The sequence below is a fragment of the Actinomycetota bacterium genome, from assembly GCA_016700055.1.
Taxonomy (GTDB): Bacteria; Actinomycetota; Acidimicrobiia; order Acidimicrobiales; family Ilumatobacteraceae; genus Kalu-18.
Genome location: CP064997.1, coordinates 195339 through 217501, shown reverse-complemented (window position 1 = coordinate 217501; position 22163 = coordinate 195339). Strand labels below are relative to the sequence as shown.

Genomic DNA, 22163 nt, shown 5'->3' with positions numbered 1-22163 from the left:
GCTCAGCCGGTTGCCGGCCGCGCGGGGCCGGTCTCCTCCACGGCGAGGCGCAGGGCTTCCAGCTCGGTTACCACCTCGGCCACACCCGTGTCGAGCTCGGCCGGGTCGAGGGTGGCCGCGGCGACCTCGGCGGCGGTGGTGACCAGCTGGTCGAGGCGGGTCTGGGTGAGGCGCAGCTGTGAAGCGGTATTGGTGGAGATCTGCCGCAGTCGCTCGGCGGCGTCGACCTGTGCTTGCAGCGACTCGATGGTGGCGGCGAGCTCGGCGTCTTCTCCGGCTGCCTGCCCGGGCGCGGCGCGGGCACGCAAGGTGGCGAGGCGGGCACGGGTCTCGGTGACCTTCAGCCGGGCGAGAGACTCGTCGATCTCGTCTCCACGCCGGGCGATCCGCCAGCACTCGTCCAGGCCGTGGTCGAGCTGTCCGGCCAGCTCGACCAGCCGTTCGCGCAGGGGTCCCTCCCGTGCCGCCCGTACCGTCGCGTCGAAGCGCCGTGTCGCCGACTGGGCCGCCGACACGTACCGGCGCCACGGCTCCGAGAGCGTGAAGGGGTCGATGCGGGCCTGCGGTGCCGGTGCAGTGGCGCGCGCGCCGGCGATGGCGACGAGGCCGCCGTATACGCCGGCACCGACGACGACAGCGAGGAGCGCACCTCCTCCGGCGACGGCGACGGCGACCGCGGCGGCCACGCCGAGCGCGATGCGCCAAGGGGACATCAGCGCGCGGGCCACCTTGCGGGTGGTGAGGCGATCCCGGAGCGAGCCCATCTCCGCAGGGTAATTCCGCTAGGTCGGCCGGGTCGGTTCATCGACGTCGGCGACGGTGAGGGTGACGAGCTGTCGCGCGTCGGGGTGGGCGACGCTACCGAGGCGCAGCGCGTGGCGCCCGACGGCCTCCTCGAACAGGTTGCGCACGAACCGGGCGTTGCCGAAGCCCCGCCCGCGCGGCTCGGCGTGGATCCGTCGCCGGACCGCGGCGGCGACCGCGGCGTCGGCACCGCCGTCGAGCTCGTAGCGGTGCTTGGCGGCGATCTGGGCGAAGATCGCCATCAGCTCGTCGTCGGTGTAGTCGGGGAAGTCGAGGGTGCGGGTGAAGCGGCTGGCCAGGCCGGGGTTCGCGGACACGAGCTCGCCCATCTCGTCGGGGTAGCCGGCCGCGATCAGCGCCAGGTCGTCGCGGTGGTCCTCCATGAACTTGACGATCGTGTCGATCGCCTCGCGCCCGAAGTCGGCCTCGCCGCCGCGGGCGAGCGCGTAAGCCTCGTCGATCAGCACCGTGCCGCCGAGCCCCGATTCGAGCAGCTCCCTCGTGCGGATCGCGGTCTGGCCGACGAATCCGGCGACCAGGTGGCTGCGGTCGGTCTCCACCAGGTGTCCCTTCGACACCACGCCGACCGCGCGCAGGATCTGGCTGTACAGGCGAGCGACGGTGGTCTTGCCGGTGCCCGGGTTGCCGGTGAACACGAGGTGCGCGCTCACCTCGACCACCGGCAGGTCCAGCTCCGCCCGCAGGCGCTGCACCCGCAGCAGGCTGGTCAGCGTGCGGACCTCTGTCTTGACCGCGCCGAGGCCGACGAGCGCGTCGAGCTCGGCGAGCAGCTCTTCGAGCGTGCGCTCCGGGGGAGCGGGCTCTTCGAGGGCGGCCGGGCCGGGGTCGGCGCCGGCCGAGGCTGGCGTCGCGGCGCGGGGCTGACCGGGCCGGGCCACGTCGGCGCCGTCGAGGGCGTGCAGCAGCAGGCTGCGGTAGGCGTCGATCGCGGCGATCTCGGCGGGGGAGGGCACGAGGTCGGCGGCGGCGACGGCGTGGGCGAGGCGCAGCGCCCGGTCGTAGTAGTCGTGGCTGCGGCGGCTGCCGTCACGCGCGTCGGCGCGTACGAGCAGGTCGTAGAGGGTGGAGACCGTGTCGATCCATGCCCTCCGGCCGTCGATCAACCCACTGGCCTGCAACTCGGCGGCCGTCGCGACGAGCGGCGGGTCGAGCCACGGACCGATGTCGTCGAGGTACGCGTCGAGCTCGTCGCTCGTGTGGCGCGCGTCGGCGTCGATCAGCGCGGCGACGAGGTTCGCCGCCTCCCTCCGCACGTCGCCGTCGTGGGCGTCGGGCGCCTTGCCGGACAGCTCGGCGAGGTGCCGACAGACCGTGGTGACGAACTCGTCGACGTATGGTGCGAGGCGTCCCACGGCGCTGAATCGTACGCAGATCTCGATTGACCCCCTGGTCAAGGCGGCCGGTAGGGTGCCCGCCATGGGGCAGCGCTTCGAGTCCGTACAGCAGGTCCGTGAGGGGCTGCGCAGCGTCAACTACCTGGCCGACGAAGGTATTGCCGGTGTCGCCTTCCTCGCCGATCGGCTGGACAAGCCCGTGCTCGTCGAGGGTCCCGCCGGTACCGGCAAGACCCAGCTCGCGAAGAGCGTCGCCGAGATGAACGGTGCCCGGCTGATCCGCCTGCAGTGCTACGAGGGCCTCGACGAGTCCAAGGCCCTCTACGAGTGGAACTACAAGAAGCAGCTGCTGCGCATCCAGGCCGACCGGGCGTCGGACTCGTGGGGCGAGCTGCACGACGACATCTTCTCCGAGGAGTTCTTGCTGACCCGGCCGCTCCTCGAAGCGATCAGCGCCGAACAGCCGGTGGTGCTGCTGATCGACGAGGTCGACCGGGTAGAGGTCGAGACCGAGGCGCTGCTGCTCGAGATCCTCTCCGACTACCAGGTGTCGATCCCCGAGTTCGGCACGATCACGGCGAGGCAGATCCCGCTCGTGTTCCTCACCTCGAACAACACCCGAGAGCTGTCCGAGGCGTTGAAGCGCCGCTGTCTCTACCTGCACGTCGACTACCCCGACCTAGAGCGCGAGAAAGAGATCGTGCTGGCCAAGGTCGAAGGCATCACCGAACACCTGGCCGACCAGGTGGCGCGCATCGTGCGCAGCATCCGCCAGCTCGACCTGAAGAAGGCGCCGAGCGTCTCGGAGACGCTCGACTGGGCGCGCACGCTGCTGCTGCTCAACATCGAGTCGATCGACGCGGCGACGGCGAAGGAGACGCTGAACATCCTGCTCAAGTACCAGACCGACATCGTGAAGGCCGCGAAGGAGCTGTCGGTCGAGAAGTGACCGGCTGACCTCGCCGTGCTCGACCTCCTCTCCGGCTTCGTCCAAGAGCTCCGCAACGCGGGGTTGCCGGTCTCGCTGACCGAGAACCTCGACGCGATGGAGGCGGTGCAGCACATCCCGATCGAGGACCGCGACGCGTTCAAGTACGCGCTCGGGGCGACGCTCGTCAAGAACAACGCCCACTGGCGGGCCTTCGAGACGGTGTTCGAGGTGTACTTCAGCCTGCGCGGCCCGGAGTACCGCATCGCCGAAGGTGACGAGACCGACGTCGAGCAGATGTGGCGGGAGATGCAGGAGCAGTTGCGTCAGGGTGAAGGGCGCGGTGGCGCCGGCGGCAGCATGGACAACCTCACGCCGGAGGAGATCGCGCAGCTCCTGATGCAGGCTCTGCTGCACGGCGACCAGGCGATGATGCGTGCCCTCGCCCGCCAGTCGGTGCAGCGCTTCGCCGGGATGGAGCCGGGGCGCCCGGTCGGGGGCACGTACTACCTGTACCGCACGCTGCGCAACCTCGACCTCGAGGCGATGCTCGACAAGCTGATGCAGGCCTCGCGCGAAGAGGTCGGCGGGGAGCTGACCGCGCTCGAGGAGCGGCTCGAGCAAGACGAGTACGAGCACCGGATCGAGCAGTTCAAGCAAGAGATCGAGGCCGAGATCCGGCGTCGGCTGGTGGCCGACCGCGGTGCGGAGGCGATGGCGAAGACCCTGCGCAAGCCGCTGCCCGAAGACGTCGAGTTCATGCACGCGTCACGCGACGAGATGCAGAGCCTGCGCAAGGCGCTGTACCCGCTCACCCGCAAGCTCGCCGCCCGCCTCGCGCGAAAGCGCAGGCACGGGCGCAAGGGGCCGCTCGACTTCCGCAACACGGTGCGCCACTCGCTGAGCTACGGCGGCGTGCCGGCCGAGCCGAAGTTCAAGTACCCGCGCCCGTCCAAGCCCGAGCTGATGGTGGTCGCCGACATCTCCGGCAGCGTCGCCGCCTTCGCCAGGTTCACCCTGATGCTCGTCTACGCGATCCAGAACCAGTTCTCCAAGGTGCGCTCGTTCGTGTTCATCGACGGCATCGACGAGGTCACCGAGTACTTCCGCGCTACCGAGGACATCACCGAAGCGATCCACCGGGTGAACACCGAGGCCGACGTGGTGTGGGTGGACGGCCACAGCGACTACGGGCACGCGTTCGAGGTCTTCTGGGAGCGGTACGGCAAAGACGTCGGTCCGAAGACGACGGTGCTGCTGCTCGGCGACGCCCGGAACAACTACCACGCCAGCCAGTCCTGGGTGGTGAAGGAGATCCGCCACAAGGCGCGTCACGTGTACTGGCTCAACCCCGAGCCACGCTCGTACTGGAACACCGGCGACTCGATCGTCGGCGAGTACGGCACGCACACCGACGGCGTGTACGAGTGCCGCAACCTGCGCCAGCTGGAGGGCTTCGTCGAGAAGCTCGCGTGAGCGGCGCTGCCGGCTGTGCCCGGCGGCGTCAGCTGCGCTGGTAGTTCGGGGCTTCCTTGGTGATCGTCACGTCGTGGGGGTGGCTCTCCTCACGCCCGGCGGCGGTCACCTTCATGAATCGTGCGGAGCACCGCAGCGCCTCGAGCGTCGGCGCACCCGCGTACCCCATGCCGCTGCGCAGCCCGCCGACCAGCTGGTAGACGACGTCACCGAGGGTGCCGGCGTAGGCGACGCGGCCCTCGATGCCCTCGGGGACGAGCTTGCGGCTCTGCCCGGCGACCTCGCTCTGGGCGCTCGCGTAGCGGTCGGCGCCGAGGCCCTGCATCGCCCCGAGCGAGCCCATCCCGCGGTAGCTCTTGTAGCGGCGGCCCTCGAACAGCTCTAGCTCGCCGGGGCTCTCGTCGGTGCCGGCCAGCAACGAGCCGAGCATCACCGCCTCGGCGCCGGCGGCGATCGCCTTCACGATGTCGCCGGAGTAGGTGATCCCACCGTCGGCGATCACCGGGATGCCCCGTCGGCGTGCCCGCCGGGTGGTGTGCCAGATGGCCGAGAGCTGGGGCATGCCGGCACCGCTGATCACCCTGGTGGTGCAGATCGACCCGGCACCGACGCCCACCTTCACCGCGTCGGCGCCCGCGTCGGCGAGCGCGTCGATCGCCTCTTCGGTGACGACGTTGCCGGCGACGACGGGCAGATCGGCCCAGTTCGCCTTGATCCGCTCGACCGCCTTCAGTACCCCCGCGGAGTGGCCGTGGGCGGTGTCGATCGCGATCGCGTCGACGCCCATCGTGTACAGCGCGTCGACGCGCTCTTCGAGGTCGGGACCCACACCGACCGCGGCGGCGCAGCGCAGGCGACCGAAGGAGTCGCGGGTGGCGTTGGGGAAGTCCTGGCGCTTCTGGATGTCCTTCACCGTGATCAGCCCGGCCAAGCGGCCCTCGTGGTCGACCAGGGGGAGCTTCTCGATGCGGTACTGCTGCAGCACGGCCTTGGCCTCGTCGAGCGTGGTGCCGACGCGCGCGGTGATCAGCCGCTCGGAGGTCATGAAGTCGCTGATCGGGCGCTCGAAGTCGGCTCCCTGGCAGAAGCGGATGTCGCGGTTGGTGAGGATGCCGACGAGGCGCCCGGTGTCGTCGGTGATCGGTACTCCGGAGAACTTGAAGCGGTGCATCAGCGCCTCGGCGTCGTTCAAGGAGGCCGTGGGCGGCAGGGTGACCGGATCGGTGATCATCCCGCTCTGGCTGCGCTTCACCTTCTGCACCTCGGCCGCCTGCTCGGCGACGGTCATGTTGCGGTGGATCACCCCGATCCCACCCTCCCGCGCCATCGCGACGGCCATCTTGCCCTCGGTCACCTTGTCCATCGCGGCGGACACGAGCGGCACGGCGAGCACGATGTCGGCAGCGAACGTGGCCGTCGTGTCGGCGGTGTCGGGCAGCACCTCGCTGTACCCGGGGACGACGACGACGTCGTTGAAGGTGAGGGCCTCGAAGCGGTCGAAGAGCTGCTCACGTGGGTCGTGGGTCATGCGTTGGCCTCCGTCTTGGTGCACAGGGTACGCAGCGTCTCGACCAGCAGCACGTGCTCGGCGGCGTGGATCCGCCCGGCCAGCGAGTCGAGATCGTCGTCGGCGTGGATGGCGACGTCGACCACACCGAGCACCGGGCCGTCGTCGACGCCTTCGTCGGGGACGAGGTGCACCATCACCCCCGTCGACGTGCGCAGGCCGCGCCGGGCCTCGTCGAGCGCGCGGTCGATGGCGTGGGTGCCGGGCAGCTCGCCGGGCCGCGCCGGGTGCAGGTTGACCACACGGTTCGGGAACCAGCCGACAAAGCTCATCGTGAGGATGCGCATCCACCCGGCGAGCACCACCCAGTCCGGCCCGAAGCCGGCCACCACATCGGCCAGCCGGGCGTCGTAGTCGGCCCGGGCCTCGCCGGAGACTGCCGGAACGTGCACCGCCGGCACTCCTGCGCGTGCGGCGCGCTGCATGGCCCCGGCATCGGCGCGGTTGGACACCACCGCCACGACCTCGGCCCGCAGGGTTCCGCTCGCGCAGGCGTCGAGGACGGCCTGCAGGTTGGTCCCGTCGCCGGACACGAGCACCACGATGCGCGGCTTCACGTTGGGTCGGCTCCCCGTGATCGATGCAATTGCACAGATCGGCTTCCGGGCACGAGCCGGCCGATCTGCCAAGAGCTTTCGGGGATCGCCGCCTGGACGGCCGCCGCGTCGGCGGCCGCGCACACCACGACCATGCCGACGCCCATGTTGAGCGTGCGGTGCAGCTCATGGTCGTCGAGCGCGGTGGCGAGCTCGCGCACCAGGCGGAAGAGCGGTGGCTCCGGCCACGAGCCCAGCTCGACCAAGGCGTCGACGCCGTCGGGCAGCACGCGGGGGATGTTCTCTACCAGGCCGCCGCCGGTGATGTGGGCGAGCGCCTTCACCAGGCCGGTCGCGAGCACCGGGCGAAGCACGTCGAGGTACGAGCGGTGGGGTTCGAGCAGCGCCTCGCCGAGCGGTCGGTCCATGCCGGCGGGGGTGACCTCCATCGGCATCCACTGGAAGAGCCGGCGCAGCAGGCTGTAGCCGTTGGTGTGCGGGCCGCTGGAGGCGATCCCGACGAGCACGTCACCGACGCCGAGGTCGTCGCGGGGTAGCAACGCAGACCGCTCGACCACCCCGACGATGGTGCCGGCGATGTCGAACGCGCCGGGGGCGTAGACGCCGGGCATCTCGGCGGTCTCGCCGCCGAGCAGCGCGCAGCCTGCGTCGGCACAGGCCTGCGCGATGCCGCCGACGATCTCGACCACCATGTCGGCGTCGAGCGTGCTCGCGGCGATGTAGTCGAGGAAGAACAGCGGCGTCGCGGCCTGCACCAGCACGTCGTCGATGCAGTGGTTGACGATGTCGGCTCCGACGCCGCGGACCCGCCCGAGCCGAGCGGCGAGCTCGACCTTCGTGCCGACGCCGTCGGTGGAGGCGACGAGCACCGGTTCGACCATGCCGGCCAGCGCTGCTGCGCTGAACGCGCCGCCGAAGCTGCCGACGCCGCGCAGCACGGCCGGCCCGTGGGTGGCCTCGACCGCGGCCTTCATCTGCTCGACCGCCCGCGCGCCCTCGGCGATGTCGACGCCGGCCGCCGAGTAGGAGCCGAGCACCGCCCCCGGCGCACGCCAGGCGATGTCGCGGCGCACCTGCATGCCGTCGAAGTGGACACCCGCGAGGGCCGCGTAAGCGCGCTCGCGCGCCGTCGCCAGATCGGCGCCGAGGCCGGTGACCGAGAGCACCCTGCCCCCGGTGACGCGGGCGGGCTCACCGCCGGGGCCGGGGGCACTCATGCCCGCCGGGAACAGCACCGCGTCGCCGTCGTCGAGGCCGGTCGGGACGGTGATCGGCGATCCGAGGGCGCCCCGGGGATCTTCCGGATAGCCGGGCGCGGCGGCGACGACGGTGACCGCGGCGCCTTCGCGGAAGTGCAGTTCCAGACCGGCCAGCTCGCCGCGGGTGCAGGCGAGCGCCACCTGCGCGAGGTCGCTCTCCAGCAGCGCCAGCACCGCCTGGGCCTCTGGGTCGCCGAAGCGGCAGTTGAACTCGATCAGGCGCGGTCCGCCGGCGGTGAGCATCAGCCCGGCGAAGAGCACACCGACGTAGGGGGTGCCGGCGGCGGCGAGGTGGTCGAGGACGGGTTGGACGAACGTGGCCACCAGGTCGGCGGGCGACACGCCGACGGGCGCGGGGGCGTACGCGCCCATCCCACCGGTGTTCAAACCGGTGTCTCCCTCGCCGATGCGCTTGTGGTCTTGCGCGAGGGGCAGCGCCCGCGCCGTGCGGCCGTCGCACAGGGCGAGCAGCGAGCACTCCGGGCCGTGGAGCCGCTCTTCGAGCACGATCGGGCCGTCGGCGACGAGCGCTCGGATCGCGGCCTCGGTCTCGGGCGCGCCCTCGGGCACCACGACGCCCTTGCCGGCGGCCAGGCCGTCGAGCTTGACGACCACGTCAAGCCCGGAGCCCTGCCACCATTCGAGCGCCTTGTCGGCGTCGTCGAAGGTGGCGAACGCGGGTGAGGGGATGCCGAGTTGCGCCGTGAGCGCACGGGTGAACCCCTTCGACGATTCGAGCCGGGCCAGCTCGGCCGTCGGGCCGAAGCACGCCAGGCCCCGCCGGGCGCACTCGTTGGCGACGCCTGCGGCGAGCGCGGCCTCCGGGCCGGGGATGACGAGATCGAACACCGCCGGGCCGGCGTCGCCGGGCAGATCGGGAGCCATCGTCACGCTGTGGCCGTGGCGCCGGCACGCCCAGGCGATGGCGTGCTCACGTCCCCCCGTGCCGACGACGAGCACGCGCATCAGGCGAGCACCCCCTCGAAGCCGAGCTTGGCGCCGGCGTCACCGACGTCGATCGGGTATCGCCCGGTGAAGCAGGCGTTGCAGTAGCCGCCGTCTGGACCGGCGTCGCTGCCGACGGCGCGCATCATGCCTTCGAGCGACAAGAACCCGAGGCTGTCGGCGCCGATGTGCTGGCGCATCTCGTCGACGGTCAGGCGCGCGGCCATGAGGTCTCCGTCGTGGCCCATGTCGACGCCGAAGTGGCAGGCATGGGTGATCGGAGGGCACGTGATCAGCAGGTGAACCTCGGTGGCGCCGGCCTCACGCACGAGGCGCACCAGCGGGCCGGCCGTGGTGCCACGCACCAGCGAGTCGTCGATCATCACCACGCGCTTGCCGGCCAGGTTCTCGCCGAGGGCGTTGAACTTCATCGCCACGCCCCGCTCACGCATGTCCTGGGTGGGTTCGATGAAGGTGCGCCCGATGTAGCGGTTCTTGATCAGCCCGTCGTTGTGCGGGATCCCGCTCGCCCGGCTGTAACCGATCGCGGCCGGGATCGAGGAGTCGGGCACGGGGATGACGACGTCGGCGTCGACGGGCCATTCACCGGCCAGCTCCTCGCCGAGGCGCTGGCGGACGTGGTGCACGTTGCGCCCGTCCCACACGCTGTCGGGGCGGGAGAAGTAGACGAACTCGAACGTGCAGCGCGCCCGGTTGGCCCCCGGGGTGAGGCTGTGGCGCCGGTGCAGTTCGGCCCCCTGGAGCGTGACGATCTGACCCGGTTCGATCTCGGTGATGTCGACGCACCCGAGCGTGGTCAACGCGCACGTCTCACTGGCCACTGCATGGCCGCCGTGGGGGAGACGGCCGACGGACAGAGGCCGGAAGCCCCACGGGTCACGGGCGGCGATCACCCGGTCGCCGGCGAGCATCACCAAGCTGTAAGCGCCCTTCCAGGCGGGCACGGTGCGCTCCAGGCGTTCCTCCCACGTGCGTCCGCCCGCGGCGGCGAGCATCAGCGTGAGCACCTCGGTGTCGCTCGTCGCGGTGAGCCCGAACCCACGGGAGAGAAGCTCGTCGCGCAACGCGACGGCGTTCACGATGTTGCCGTTGTGGGCGAGCGCGAGCGGGCCGTGCATCGTCTCGACGAGGAACGGCTGCACGTTGCGGGCGGCGCTCGACCCGGTGGTGCTGTAGCGGGTGTGGCCGATCGCGTGGTAGCCGGACAGCGGTGCCAGCGCCTCGGGGGTGAAGACGTTCGCGACGAGGCCGGCGTCTTTGTGGATGCGCACCCTCTGGCCGTCGCTCACCGCCAGCCCGGCGGCCTCTTGGCCGCGGTGCTGCAGCGCGAACAGACCGAAGAACGCGAGCTGGGCGACGCCCTCGCCGTGCGGGGTGGAGATGCCGACGACGCCGCACTCCTCGTGCGGGTGATCGGCGATCGGGGAGTGGTCGGCGGTCAAAGCAGATCGTGCTCCTGCAGGTTGGCGACGAGGCGGGGCAGCACCGGGTAAGCCCCGGGGACGAACGGCGTGGCGGTGAGGCGCTCGTACGCCTCGACGTAGCGGCGCGATGTGGCGGTCCACACCTCGTCGTCGAGGGGCGGCGGGGCGCCGTCGCCCGTGTAGCCGGCATCGGCGAGCGCGCGGCGCACCGGCTCCTTGTCGAGGCTCTCGGGCTCACGGCCGGCGGAGAGGCGCTCTGCGTAGTCGGCGGCGATCCAGTAGCGGCTGGAATCCGGCGTGTGCATCTCGTCGATCAGCAGCACCTGGCCGTCGGCACCGATGCCGAACTCGTACTTGGTGTCGGCCAGGATCAACCCCGCCTGCGCGGCCACGGTGCGGCCACGGTCGAACAGGGCGAGCGCCGCGGCCTGCACCTCGTCCCACACGTGAGCGGCGACGAGGTTGCGCTCGGCGACCTCGGCGCAGGTGATCGGGGTGTCGTGTCCTGTCCCGGCTTCGGCCTTGGTGGTGGGGGTGACGAGCGGACGGGGGAGCGGCTCGTTCTTGCGCATCCCGTCGGGCAGGGTGTGGCCGTAGAGCACCCTGGCTCCGTCGGCGTACAGGCGCCAGAGCGAGGTGGAGGTGACCCCGGTGATGTGGCCGCGCACGACCACCTCGACCGGCAGCGTCTGCGCCGCGAGGGCGACCGTCGCGTTCGGGTCGGGGGTTTCGACGAAGTGGTTGGCGACGATGTCGGCGGTGTTGCAGAACCACCACGCCGCGAGCTGGTTGAGCGCCTGGCCCTTGTACGGCACCCCGGCGAGCACGCGGTCGAAAGCCGACAGCCGATCGGTGGTGACGAACAGCCGCCGGCCGCCGGCGAGCGCGTACGACACGCGCACCTTGCCCTCGCGGCGGTCGGGCAGCGCGAGCTCGCACTCGGTGAACGCTTCGTGCGGCCAAGCTGCGGTGGGTGTCTCCGCCATCGCCCTCAGAGCTCCTTCGCATGGGAGACGCCGTTGTGGAAGAGCGCCAGCCCCGAGCCCCGACCCTGGCCGCGCTGCGCGAGCGGGTGCTGGCGGGGCAGGACGTGGTTCTCGGGGTGCGGCATCAGCCCGAGCACCAACCCCGTCGGGTCGCAGATGCCGGCGATGTCGGCGAGCGAGCCGTTCGGGTTCGCGCTGGCGTACGTGAGCGCGACTTGGTCGTTGGCGCGCAGCGCGTCGAGCGTCGTGGCGTCACACGCGAACCGCCCCTCGCCGTGGGCGATCGGGCAGTGGATCTCGGCGTCGGCGCCGGCACCGCCGCCTGGGCCGTCGAGCAGCGGGGCGGTCCAGATGCAGCGCCGCGACGCTGGTGCCAAGCGCACCCAGCGACAGTCGAAGTGTCCACCGGAGTTCGGCCCGAGCGCGGCGTGCAGCCCGTGGCCCGGCAGCAGGCCGGTGCGCACGAGCACCTGGAAGCCGTTGCAGATGCCGATCACCGGGCGACCGTCGGCGACGAACCCGTGCAGCAGCTCGCCGAGGCCGAGCGAAAGGCGCAGCCCGAACATCCGCCCCGCGCCGAGCGAGTCGGCGTGGGAGAAGCCACCGGGCAGCACCAGCATGCGGGCGGCACGGAGCAGCTTCGGGTCAGCGAGCAGCTCGGCGAGCAGCACCACCCGCGGCTCGGCGCCGGCCAGGTCGAGCGCGAGCGACACATCTGCGTCGCGGTTCGTCCCCGGGGCCGCCACGACGAGCGCCAGCGGCCGGCTCACGGGATCACCTCCGGCTCGGTGGCGCCGAACGCGCCGGCGATCACGTCGATAGCGAGCGGGCGAACCCCGGGCAGAGCCACGACTTGCTCGGCGGTGACCGAGCCGAGGACGAGCACCGGCTCGCCGACGGTGGCGGTGAACCGGGCGAGGTGCTCCGGCGCGACCTCGCACACGAGCCGGCCGCTGCTCTCCGCGAACCAGGCGACGAGCGGATCGGGGTGCGGTGTCGCGGTCACGTCCAGGCCGAGGCGCCCGCCGAGCGCCATCTCGGCCAGGGCCACCGCCAACCCACCCTCGCTGACGTCGTGGCAGGCGGCCACGAGACCGTCGCGCATCGCGCGGTGCAGTGCCCTGTACCGCTCCGGTGCACCAGGGTCCGGAGCCGGCACCACGCAAGCCGCCGGTTCCAGGCTGTCGTGGATGCCGAGCACACGGTCGAGGTGGCTGCCGCCGAGCTCGGCTCGGGTGCTGCCGAGAAGCACGACCAGGTTGCCCGGTGCGACGAGCGCCGTGGAGACGGTGCCGGCGGCGTCGGGCAGGTGAGCGACCGCGGTGACGACGAGCGTCGGAGGCACCGCATGGCGCTCGCCGTCGGTGCCGACGTACTCGTTGTTCAGCGAGTCCTTGCCGCTCACGAACGGCGCCCGGTAGGTGAGGGCAGCCGCGCAGCAGCCTTCGACGGCGGCGACGAGCTGGCCGAACGTGGCCGGCCGGCGGGGGTCGCCCCAGGAGAAGTTGTCGAGCAGCGCCACCCGGTCGGGATCGGCGCCGACGGCGACGACGTTGCGGATAGCCTCGTCGACCACCGCCCACGCCATGTGCTGCGCGTCGAGCTCGCCGAACCACGGGTTCACGCCGACGCCGACGGCGAGGCCGTGGCCGAGCTCGGGGTCGGCGAGCACCACCGCGTCCGACGGCCCGTCGAAGCCCGGACCGCACCACGGGCGGACCACCGTGCGCCCCAGGATCTCGTGGTCGTAGCGATGCACGATCGCGCCCTTCGACGCGATGTTCGGGTGGGCGAGCAGGGCGACCAGCACGTCGGCGGCGCCGTCGGCGTCGGGAACGGCGTGCCGGCGGCGATCGCCAGCGCCCTCGGGCTCGACCCGGTGCGGGCGGGGCATCTCGGCGGTGAGCGAGCGCTGCGGACGCCCGTCGTGCAAGAACTTGGTGTCGAGATCGAGCACCACCTCGCCCTGGTGACGCACGACGAGGCGCCCGTCGCCGGTGAACCGGCCGAGCTCGGTCAGCTCCACGCCGTGGGCCGCGCAGCGCTCGTTCAGCATGGCGAGGCGCTCCGGGGGCACGGCGAGCACCATCCGCTCCTGGGCCTCGGACAGCCAGATCTCCCACGGCGCGAGGCCGGGGTACTTGAGCGGCACGACGTCGAGGTGCACTTCGGCACCGACGCCCTCGGCCATCTCACCGACCGCCGACGACAAGCCGCCGGCGCCACAGTCGGTGATCGCCGAGTACAGGTGGCGAGCACCGGCGAGCACGTCGATCAGCAGCTTCTCGGTGATCGGGTCGCCGATCTGCACGCTCGCCCCCGCGACCTCGCCGGTGGTCGCGTCCATCGTCGCGCTGGAGAACGTCGCGCCGCGGATGCCGTCGCGCCCGGTGCGCCCGCCGAGCACCACCACGTGGTCTCCCGGATGCGGGCCGGTGAGCGCCGGCTCGTCGTCGCCCGCTTCGCCGATGCAGCCGCAGAAGACGAGCGGGTTGGCGGTGTAGGCGGGGTCGTACCACACCGCCCCGGCCACGGTCGGCAGCCCGATCTTGTTGCCGTAGTCGGCGACACCGTCGACCACACCCTCGCGGATGCGCAGCGGGTGCAGCACGCCTTCGGGCAGCGAGTCGGGAGGTGTGTCGGCAGGCCCGAAGCAGAGGATGTCGGTGCACGCGATCGGGCGGTGCGCGGCGCCGAGCACGTCGCGGATCACGCCGCCGACCCCGGTGTTCGCGCCGCCGAAGGGCTCGACCGCCGACGGGTGGTTGTGCGTCTCGCACTTCAGGGCGATGGTGCGCCCGGGCTCGAACTGCACGATGCCGGCGTTGCCGTCGAAGGCGCTGACCACGAACGGTGCGGCGAGCAGCTCGGTCGTCTCCCGCAGCCGGCGCAGCAGCGGCTCGTGCTCGGCGCCGTCGGTGGTGGTGATCGCCGCCCGGAAGCTCTTGTGGGCGCAGTGCTCGCTCCAGGTCTGGGCCAGCGCCTCCAACTCGACGTCGGTGGCCGGGCGCCCCTCTCGGGCGAAGTGCTCGCCGATCGCCTCGAGCTCGGCCTGGTCGAGGTACATCGAGCGCTCGACGTTGGCCGCCGCCAAGGCGGAAGCATCGGTGGCATAGCGCTCCACCGCCGGTGTGGGGGCGAGCTCGGGCGCATGGTGGGGCTCGATCGGGGAATCGACGGTCCAGCGCTCGATCACCGGGTTCGCGAGCAATCGCCGCACGAGGCGCTCGAGCCCCGCGTCGTCGACGGAGCCCTCGATTTCGTAGCTGCGTCCCGTGGCTACGTGGCGTACAGGCACTCCGAGCAGCGTCGCCGCCTCGCCGACCGCCGCCGCGTCGGCATCGGTGACGCCGGGGTGCAGCGCCACCTCTACCAGGCGGCCCACAGGTGCGGGAACCGCCCAGCTCCCCGACTCGAGCTCGGGGTCGACGAGCACGGAGTGGAGGCGGTCGAGGCCGCCAGGCCCGAGCGAGCCGTCGACGAACACGACGTCGGCGACGTGGACGGCGTCGATGCCGTCGATGCCGAGCTGGCGGGCGGTCTCTGCCAGGCGGGCGGAGCGACGGTCGGGCGGCGCCGGGCGGATGGTGAGGCGGTGCTGCTCGCCCATGGCTGCGACCATAGGGACCCCCGGCCCGGGGCGGTTCGTCGCTGTACGAAAAGTCAGTCGGCGCGGCCGTAATGTCGCCCCGGTGGGAGGTCACGGCCGAGCAGACGTGGTCGTCGTCGGCGCGGGTTCGGCCGGCTGCGTGCTGGCCGCCCGCCTCTCCGAGGACACCGAGCGCACAGTGCTGCTGCTCGAGGCCGGCTCGGCCGACCCACCGACCTACCGCGGGCCGTCGTTCTTCGACGCGATCGAGGAGCCTGGGCGCACCTGGCCGGGGCTCCTCGCCCGGCGCGTGGTCGGACAAGAGCCGCGCCCCTACGTGCGCGGCCGTGGCCTCGGCGGGTCCTCCGCCGTCAACGCGATGATCGGCTTGTGGGGGCTGCCCGCCGACTACGACCGGTGGCAGTCCGAACACGGCTGCCACGGCTGGGGGTGGGCCGACATCGGTCCCGTGCTACAAGCGCTGCCGGTGCCGATGCGCCGCACGGACCGCGCGGCGTGGGGCCCGGTGGACACCGCCCTCGTCGACGCTGCGGCCGAGATCGGCTGGCCGAGCTGCGCCGACCACCACCGGCCTGGCGCCTGGGGAGCCGGGCCGGCGTGGTTGACGATCGGCGCCGACGGCCGGCGGGCTTCGGCGGCCGACGTGTACCTGGGGGCAGCGCAGGGCCGGCGCAACCTCGCGGTGAGGGGCGAGGCGCTGGTCGGCGAGTTGTTGCTCGACGGGCGGATCTGCCGCGGTGTGCGCCTGGCAGGCGGCGAAGAGGTGGAGGCAGGTGAGGTCGTGCTCGCCGCCGGTGCCATCCACTCACCAGCCGTGCTGGCCCGCAGCGGCGTCGACCGCCCCGGCATCGGGCGCGGCCTGGAAGACCACCCGTCGGCGGCCGTCGCCCTCGTCCTTCGCGATCGGGTCGATCCCCACGGCCTGGCACTCGCCACGCTCGGGCGCTTCTCGTCGGGCGTCGCCGACGCCGACCTGCAGCTGCTGCCGATGAACCACCTCGGGCCGGCGGCGCCGTCGCTCGGCCTGCTCGCCCTGGCGCTGATGCGCGCCCACTCCCGCGGGCGCGTCGTGGTCGCCGACCCCGACCCCCGCGTCGAGCCCGTGGTGGAGCTGGACATGCTGTCCGACGAGCGCGATGTCGAGGCGCTCACCGCCGGCGTCGCCGTCGTGCGCCGCCTGCTCGACACGGCACCGTTCCGGGCGGCGGTGAGCGAGGCGTACCTCGACGACGTCGGGACGCCGCTGGACAGCCTGGGCAGCTCCGCCGACGACGTCGCCGCCTGGCTGCGCGCCCGCACCGGCGACTACGTGCACGGGTCGGGCACGTGCAGGATGGGTGGCCGTGACGACGACGCGGCGGTCGTCGACACCGGCTGCCGGGTGATCGGCTACGAAGGCCTGCGCGTGTGCGACGCGTCGGTGCTGCCCGAGCTGCCCCGCGCCAACACCCACCTCACCGTCGTCGCCGTGGCCGAGCTGGCTTCCCGGCGCTGGCGCGCGGGGTGACCGCGGCGAGCATCTCCTGCATCGCCTCTTGCAGCAGGACGGTCATCAGCCACAGGTCGGGCACCAGCTCCCGGCACGAGACGAACCCGAAGTCGAGGCTGCCGTTGTAGCTCTGCACGGTCATGTTCAGGCCCTGGCCGTCGGCGACGGCGGACACGGGGTAGAAGTGCTTCAGCTCGGCCCCGGCGGAGTAGAGCGGGTACCCGGGGCCGGGGACGTTCGAGATGATCAGGTTGAACGGCGGGTTCATCCGGTCGGCGATGCGCAGCTGGCTCGCCATGCGCATCGCGCGGGCGGCGATGGCCGGGGGAGCGAACTGGGAGAAGTCCTGCAGCGCCTCCGCGGGAATCGTCGCGAAGCCTGCCTTGGCGGCGTCCATCGACTCCTGCACCCGCCGCAGCCGGCGTGCCGGGTCGGCTTCGTTCGTGGCGAGGTCGGCGAGCAGGCCGCTGACCCGGTTCTGGTAGGTGTCGCCCTCGTCGCCGCTGCGCACGCTGACCGGGACCATCGCGATCAGCGATTCCTCCGGCAGGCAGTCGTGGTGCAGCAGGTACTTGCGCAGCGTGGTGCTGCACAGCGCCATCACCACGTCGTTGAACGTGCAGCCGACGGCGCGACGCACCTGCTTCGCGTCTTCCAACGGGATCGACGTGTACGCGAAGCGCCGGTGAGCGCTGATCGCGTGGTTCCACGGCGTGCGCGGCGCTTGCGTGGGTGGGAGTGCGGGCGGGTGGTCGGTCTCGGTGCCCCGGTCGGCGCGCAGGCGGCGGCGCATGGCACTGCCGACCGGTCCCGGGATCGGCTGGGCGGCGAGGTCGGCCAGCGCCCGCAGCCCACCGTTCTGCGTGGACGCGGCCAGCTCGCGCAGGGTCCGCACCGACAGCCTGACGACCTTTTCCGGACGGCGCAGGTACTCGCGGGCGGTGATCCGGAGCATCTCGGAGTCGGAGGGCACCGGCTCTGGCACCCACGGCGCCGTCTCACCCGACGGCCGGTACGCCGCGTCGGGAGCCAGCATCGCGGCGAGCATCATCGCCCCCGATGCACCGTCGATCGTCGCGTGGTGCACCTTCGTGAGCTGGGCGATCAGGCGTCCTTCGTCGACGCCCTCGATGACGTAGAGCTCCCACAACGGTCGGCCGCGGTCGAGGGGGCGGGCGACGATGCGGCTGACCACCTCGGAGAGCTGCTGGGGCGTGCCCGGCGGAGGTACGGCGTGGTGGCGGACGTGGAAGTCGATGTCGAACGCCGGATCCTCGATCCAGTACGGCAGGTCGAGCCCGAGCGGCACCCCGACCAGGCGACGGCGGAACGGCGCGAGCTCGTCGATGCGCTCCAAGATGAGTGCCTTGGTGGCCTCGAGCCCGGCGCCCCCGGGGACGCCGCTCGGGTCGTACAGGTTCAGCGACGAGACGTGGCCGTAGGTGGTCGGCGTCTCCATGTTGAGGAAGCTGACGTCCATCCCGTTGAGCTGGCGCATGGGATCCCCCCGATCGTGCGTGCGGCGCAGCGTATGGCATGCCCGAGCGGTGTGCGGAGGGGGTGGCGGCCACGCCGATGCCACACAGGAAATTCAGCTCTTCGGGGTTGACGGGGCGAACATATGTTCGTATACTAGGTCTATGGAACCCTCAGTCGGGGTTGTAGGGGTCGAGGACGAGGCGCTGGCGGCTTTGAACGCCGGGGTCGATGCCCTGTCTCGGCTCGACCTCGACGGTCTGTCTGACGACAGGCTGCACGCGTTGACGATCGCCGTGCAGCGCTGCACCGCCCGGTTGGGGGTGGCCCGCGCCGCTGTCGTTCGCCGCTGGGATACGCGTGGGGTGTGGGCCGCAGACGGGTCGCGCAGCCCCGCTCACCGCCTGGCCCGGGAGACGAACACCTCCACGCACTCCGCCAGGGTGGAGCTCGCCCGGGCGCGGGACCTTGCCGTGATGACGAAGACCGCAGCGGCGATCACCGCCGGTCAGCTGTCGTTGGATCACGTCTACCTGTTCGCCAAGGCGCGCAAGGAGCCCTGCCGAGCGGCGTTCGCCGACAGCGAGCAATGGCTCGTCGATCAATGCGCCCGGTTGCCGTTCCCCGACGCCGAACGGCTGGTCAAGTACTGGCGCCAACGCGCCGACGCCGCCGCGGCGGAGGACGAAGCCGAACGCAACGAGAGCGCCAACTCGTTGCACGCGTCGGCGACCTTGGATGGCACGGTGGTGATCAACGGTCAGCTCGACGCGGTGTCGGGGGCGGTGTTCACCAACGAACTCAACCGCCTGGAACGCCAACTGCTGCTCGCCGACAAGGCACAACTGGTGGTGAGAACCGCGACGCAGCGGCGGGCGGCGGCGTTGGTGGAGATGGCCAAACGCTCAGCCGCGTCCAAGACCGGCCGCCAGCGGCCACTTGTCACCGTGCTCGTCGGCGACGAGACGCTGCGGCACATGTGTGAGTTGTCCAACGGCACCGTGATCACCCCCGGCCAAGCAGCCGGACTGGTCAACGACGCACTAGTGGAATCGGTGATCTTCGACAACAAGACCACCGTCATCGCCGTCACCCACAAACGCCGCTTCACCGGCGCCCTACGCCGGGCGATCGAAGTCCGTGATCGCCGCTGCCAACACAGCTCGGGTTGCTATGAGACCGTGGAGCGTTGCGACGTCGACCACATCACCGCCTGGCGTGACGGCGGGCAGACCAGCCAGTTCAACGGGAGGCTGCTGTGCGCCTTCCACAACCGCCACCCCGACGTCAGCGACCACCACCAGGTCAAACCCCAACCCGTGAGACCGATCGGCGACCTCGACCGCCTCCGCGCCCTCATCCGCTGGCGCAACCAACAAGCACAGGCCGCCGAAGACAAAGCAGCCGCCGAAGAAGCGATCGACAACGACGACGACAGCAACGAGGGCGATGAGGAAGGGCGGGCCCGGTGAATACGCTTCGTAGCCGTGAGGCCGGCTGAGCGCACCCTGGTGAGGCCGGTCGACGATGGGTATCTGAGCGAGCTGGTCGAGCTCGGCCGTGAGCATGGCCTCGATCACGTCGGGGTGACCACCGCCGACGTGCTCGACCGGGCGCTGACCGCGTTGCACGATCGTGGTGCGGCCGGGCTGGCCGACACGATGCAGTTCACCTACCGCAATCCGCAGCGCTCGACCGACCCGCGCCGGGCGGTGCCCGGGGCGCGCTCGGTGCTGGTCGGCGCCCGCAGCTACCGGCTGGCCGACGAGCCTGCGGCCGAGTCCTCCGCCGAGCAGCAAGCGGTGGCGGGGAGCGGGCGCGTCGCCCGCTACGCCTGGGTCGACCACTACCAGCCGTTGCGCGTGGCGCTGCGGGCGGTCGCCGATCGGCTGCGGGCCGACGGTCATCGCGCGGTCGCGTACGCGGACGACAATTCGATCGTCGACCGTGAGGTCGCGTGGCGTGCCGGCCTCGGCTGGTTCGGGAAGAACGCGAACCTGCTCATCCCCGGTGCAGGGAGCTGGTTCGTCCTCGGCTGCGTGGTGACCACGGCCGAGCTGGCACCGTCGGAGGGTCCCGTGGACGACGCCTGCGGCACCTGCGTGCGTTGCCTCGACGCCTGCCCGACGCAGGCCATCGTCGCGCCGGGAGTGGTCGACGCCCGGCGCTGCCTGGCCTGGCTGGTGCAGAAGCCGGGCGTGTTCCCCAGCGACCATCGCGTCGCCCTCGGCGACAGGTTCTACGGCTGCGACGACTGCCAAGAGGTGTGCCCGCCGACGGTGCGCCTCGGCGCCCGCCACACCCACACCACCCCGGCGGCCGCCGGTGAGGTGCAGAACCGGGTCGACACGGCGTGGGTGCTGCGCGCCACCGACGACGAGCTGGTCGAACGCTACGGCCGGTGGTACCTGGCCGGGCGTGATCCGCGCTGGTGGCGGCGCAACGCGCTGGTCGTGCTCGCCAACACCGCGAACGGCTCCGACGACGTCGTCGCCGAGCTGTTGTGCCGCTACCTTGGCCACGCCGACCCGCTGCTGCGTGCCCATGCAGTGTGGGCCGCGGCCCGGCTCGGCCGTCGCGACCTGCTCCCGTCGGCCGGCGCCGACACCGACCCGCTCGTCGCCGACGAGCTCGCCAACCTGCCCGAGACCAGACCGACTTGAAGCACCTGCTCGTCACGAACGACTTCCCGCCGAAGATCGGTGGCATCCAGTCATTGCTCTGGGAGTGGTGGCGCAGGCTGCCTCCCGACTCGTTCGCGGTGCTGACCAGCCCCTACAGGGGCGCGGCGGAGTTTGACGCGCAGCAGCCGTTCCGCGTGGAACGCACCCGCGAGGCCGTGCTGCTGCCGCATCCGTGGATGGCGCGCCGGATCAACGAGCTGGCCGCCGAGATCGGGGCCGACTTCGTCGTGCTCGACCCAGGGGTGCCCCTCGGCATGGTCGGCCCGGCCCTCGATCTGCCGTTCTACGTGGTGCTCCACGGGGCAGAGGTCACCGTTCCCGGCCGCCTGCCCGGTTCGAAGCAGCTCCTGGCGCGCGTGCTGCGCCGCGCCGAGCACGTGATCGCCGCCGGCGGCTACCCGGCGGCCGAGGCAGAGCGCGCCGCAGGTGGCGTGCTACCGCTCACGATCGTGCCGCCCGGGGTCGACGTAGAGCGCTTCCGCCCGTTCGACGACGCCGAACGGTTGGCTGCGCGCCGGCACCTCGGGTTGCCTGTCGACGCGGAGCTGATCGTGGCGGTCAGCCGGCTGGTGCCGCGCAAGGGCTTCGACACCGCGATCCGCGCCGTCGCCGAGCTGGCCCCGAAGCGTCCCGATCTGCTCCTCGCGATCGCCGGCGCGGGCCGCGACCGTTCACGCCTGGAGCAGCTCGCGCAGAGCCTGGGGGCGCCGGTGCGGTTCCTCGGTCGGGTGCCCCACGACGACCTTCCCCCGCTGTACGCCTGCGCCGACCTGTGCACGATGCTGTGCCGCAACCGGTGGGGAGGGCTCGAGCAGGAGGGCTTCGGCATCGTCTTCGTCGAGGCTGCGGCCAGCGGCGTGGCCCAGGTCGCGGGCGACAGCGGGGGAGCGGCCGAGGCCGTGACCGACGGCGTCACCGGAGTGGTCGTGCGCCAACCGAACGACGTTGCGCTCGTCGCCGACACCATCGCCGAGCTGCTCGACGACGACGACCGTCGCCGGGCGATGGGTGTCGCCGCGCGCGAGCGGGCGGTCAGCGAGTTCTCCTACGACGTGCTCGCCGCCCGCCTCGGCACGGCCCTGGGTGTGGAGCGATGAGCGCGCCGGAGACATCGTTCCCGGGAGGCCGCGGTGCGGGCCTCGTGTGGTTCGACCTCGCCGGCACCGCCGTCTTCACCGTGTCGGCGGTGTGGGCGGCCGCGGCGACCGGCGGCTTCGCCCGGACCCAAGGCGTGGCAGTGGCCCTCGGTCTTTTCGCGTTCGGCGTGGTCGCCTTCCTGGCCGGCTACTGGACAGCGGTGCAGCGCAGCCGCCATGACGAGCTGAGCGTGGCCGAGCTGTACTTCCACACCGGCGCGGCAATTCCCCGCAGCGTCAAGCGCCCGATGCTGACCGCGCTCGCGCTGCAGTGCGCCGTCGGGCTCGGCACGGCACTCTCCCGGCCGACCACCGACGGCCGGCCCGGGTCGTCGCTCGCCTTCGGGGTGCTGGTGCCGATGTTCGGGCTGGGGCTGAACGGGCTCTGGGCCGCGCGTCACGGCGCGTTCGGGCCGCGCCGGGCGGCATCGATCGACTAGAAACAA

General features: G+C 71.9%; 16 protein-coding genes and 1 pseudogene. 7 read left to right on the top strand and 10 right to left on the bottom strand.

From position 1 onward, the window contains the following. Window positions 1-2: 2 nt before the first annotated feature. Entirely contained in the window at window positions 3-764 is a 762-nt protein-coding gene (locus IPM43_01080) for a hypothetical protein (protein QQS25018.1), read from the bottom strand. A gap of 18 nt (window positions 765-782) precedes the next feature. Then, window positions 783-2177, bottom strand: coding sequence for an AAA family ATPase (locus IPM43_01075; GenBank protein ID QQS25017.1), 1395 nt, complete (start codon window positions 2175-2177; stop codon window positions 783-785). A gap of 64 nt (window positions 2178-2241) precedes the next feature. Here IPM43_01075 and IPM43_01070 point away from each other — a divergent pair, with 64 nt between their 5' ends. Continuing rightward, a complete protein-coding gene (locus IPM43_01070) occupies window positions 2242-3108 on the top strand; it encodes a MoxR family ATPase (protein QQS25016.1) in 867 nt (288 codons plus the stop codon). Window positions 3109-3123: 15 nt separating this feature from the next. Beyond that, on the top strand, window positions 3124-4563 hold the full coding sequence (locus IPM43_01065; GenBank protein QQS25015.1) for a VWA domain-containing protein: 1440 nt from the start codon (window positions 3124-3126) through the stop codon (window positions 4561-4563). 28 nt (window positions 4564-4591) lie between these two features. Here the strand turns inward: IPM43_01065 and guaB are convergent, their stop codons facing one another. The 7 genes and pseudogenes from guaB to purL form a co-directional block, all read right to left on the bottom strand. After that, entirely contained in the window at window positions 4592-6091 is a 1500-nt protein-coding gene (gene guaB / locus IPM43_01060) for an IMP dehydrogenase (GenBank protein QQS25014.1), read from the bottom strand. Then, window positions 6088-6687, bottom strand: coding sequence for a phosphoribosylglycinamide formyltransferase (purN, locus tag IPM43_01055; GenBank protein ID QQS25013.1), 600 nt, complete (start codon window positions 6685-6687; stop codon window positions 6088-6090). The genes guaB and purN overlap by 4 nt, the downstream gene beginning before the upstream one ends. Window positions 6688-7733: 1046 nt before the next feature. Further along, window positions 7734-8912 (bottom strand): annotated as a pseudogene (gene purD / locus IPM43_01050) (phosphoribosylamine--glycine ligase). Further along, window positions 8912-10333 carry an amidophosphoribosyltransferase gene (locus tag IPM43_01045; protein ID QQS26283.1) on the bottom strand — a complete coding sequence of 474 codons (1422 nt, stop codon included), beginning with the start codon at window positions 10331-10333 and terminating at the stop codon, window positions 8912-8914. The pseudogene purD and the gene IPM43_01045 overlap by 1 nt, the downstream one beginning before the upstream one ends. Before the next feature lie 17 nt (window positions 10334-10350). Beyond that, entirely contained in the window at window positions 10351-11322 is a 972-nt protein-coding gene (locus IPM43_01040; GenBank protein ID QQS25012.1) for a phosphoribosylaminoimidazolesuccinocarboxamide synthase, read from the bottom strand. A 5-nt stretch (window positions 11323-11327) separates the two neighbouring features. After that, the gene (locus IPM43_01035; protein QQS26282.1) at window positions 11328-12080 is read right to left on the bottom strand and encodes a phosphoribosylformylglycinamidine synthase subunit PurQ; all 753 of its coding nucleotides are present in this window, start codon (window positions 12078-12080) and stop codon (window positions 11328-11330) included. A gap of 8 nt (window positions 12081-12088) precedes the next feature. Beyond that, window positions 12089-14932, bottom strand: a complete 2844-nt coding sequence (purL, locus tag IPM43_01030) for a phosphoribosylformylglycinamidine synthase subunit PurL (protein QQS25011.1) — start codon at window positions 14930-14932, stop codon at window positions 12089-12091. An 82-nt stretch (window positions 14933-15014) separates the two neighbouring features. On the opposite strand from purL, the gene IPM43_01025 reads away from it, so the two are divergent. Further along, window positions 15015-16439: a GMC family oxidoreductase N-terminal domain-containing protein gene (locus IPM43_01025; protein ID QQS25010.1), complete on the top strand. Its 1425-nt coding sequence runs from the start codon at window positions 15015-15017 to the stop codon at window positions 16437-16439. Here IPM43_01025 and IPM43_01020 read toward each other — a convergent pair. Then, window positions 16387-17919, bottom strand: a complete 1533-nt coding sequence (locus tag IPM43_01020; protein QQS25009.1) for a wax ester/triacylglycerol synthase family O-acyltransferase — start codon at window positions 17917-17919, stop codon at window positions 16387-16389. The genes IPM43_01025 and IPM43_01020 overlap by 53 nt on opposite strands. 142 nt (window positions 17920-18061) lie before the next feature. Between IPM43_01020 and IPM43_01015 the strand changes: the two genes are divergently transcribed. The 4 genes from IPM43_01015 to IPM43_01000 are packed head-to-tail and all read left to right on the top strand — an operon-like array spanning window position 18062 to window position 22157. Next, on the top strand, window positions 18062-19369 hold the full coding sequence (locus IPM43_01015) for a DUF222 domain-containing protein (protein ID QQS25008.1): 1308 nt from the start codon (window positions 18062-18064) through the stop codon (window positions 19367-19369). Between the two features lie 15 nt (window positions 19370-19384). After that, window positions 19385-20560, top strand: coding sequence for a tRNA epoxyqueuosine(34) reductase QueG (gene queG, locus IPM43_01010; protein QQS25007.1), 1176 nt, complete (start codon window positions 19385-19387; stop codon window positions 20558-20560). Further along, entirely contained in the window at window positions 20557-21678 is a 1122-nt protein-coding gene (locus IPM43_01005; protein QQS25006.1) for a glycosyltransferase family 4 protein, read from the top strand. Before queG ends, IPM43_01005 begins: the two co-directional genes overlap by 4 nt. After that, window positions 21675-22157 carry a hypothetical protein gene (locus IPM43_01000; GenBank protein QQS25005.1) on the top strand — a complete coding sequence of 161 codons (483 nt, stop codon included), beginning with the start codon at window positions 21675-21677 and terminating at the stop codon, window positions 22155-22157. Before IPM43_01005 ends, IPM43_01000 begins: the two co-directional genes overlap by 4 nt. Window positions 22158-22163 lie beyond the last annotated feature (6 nt).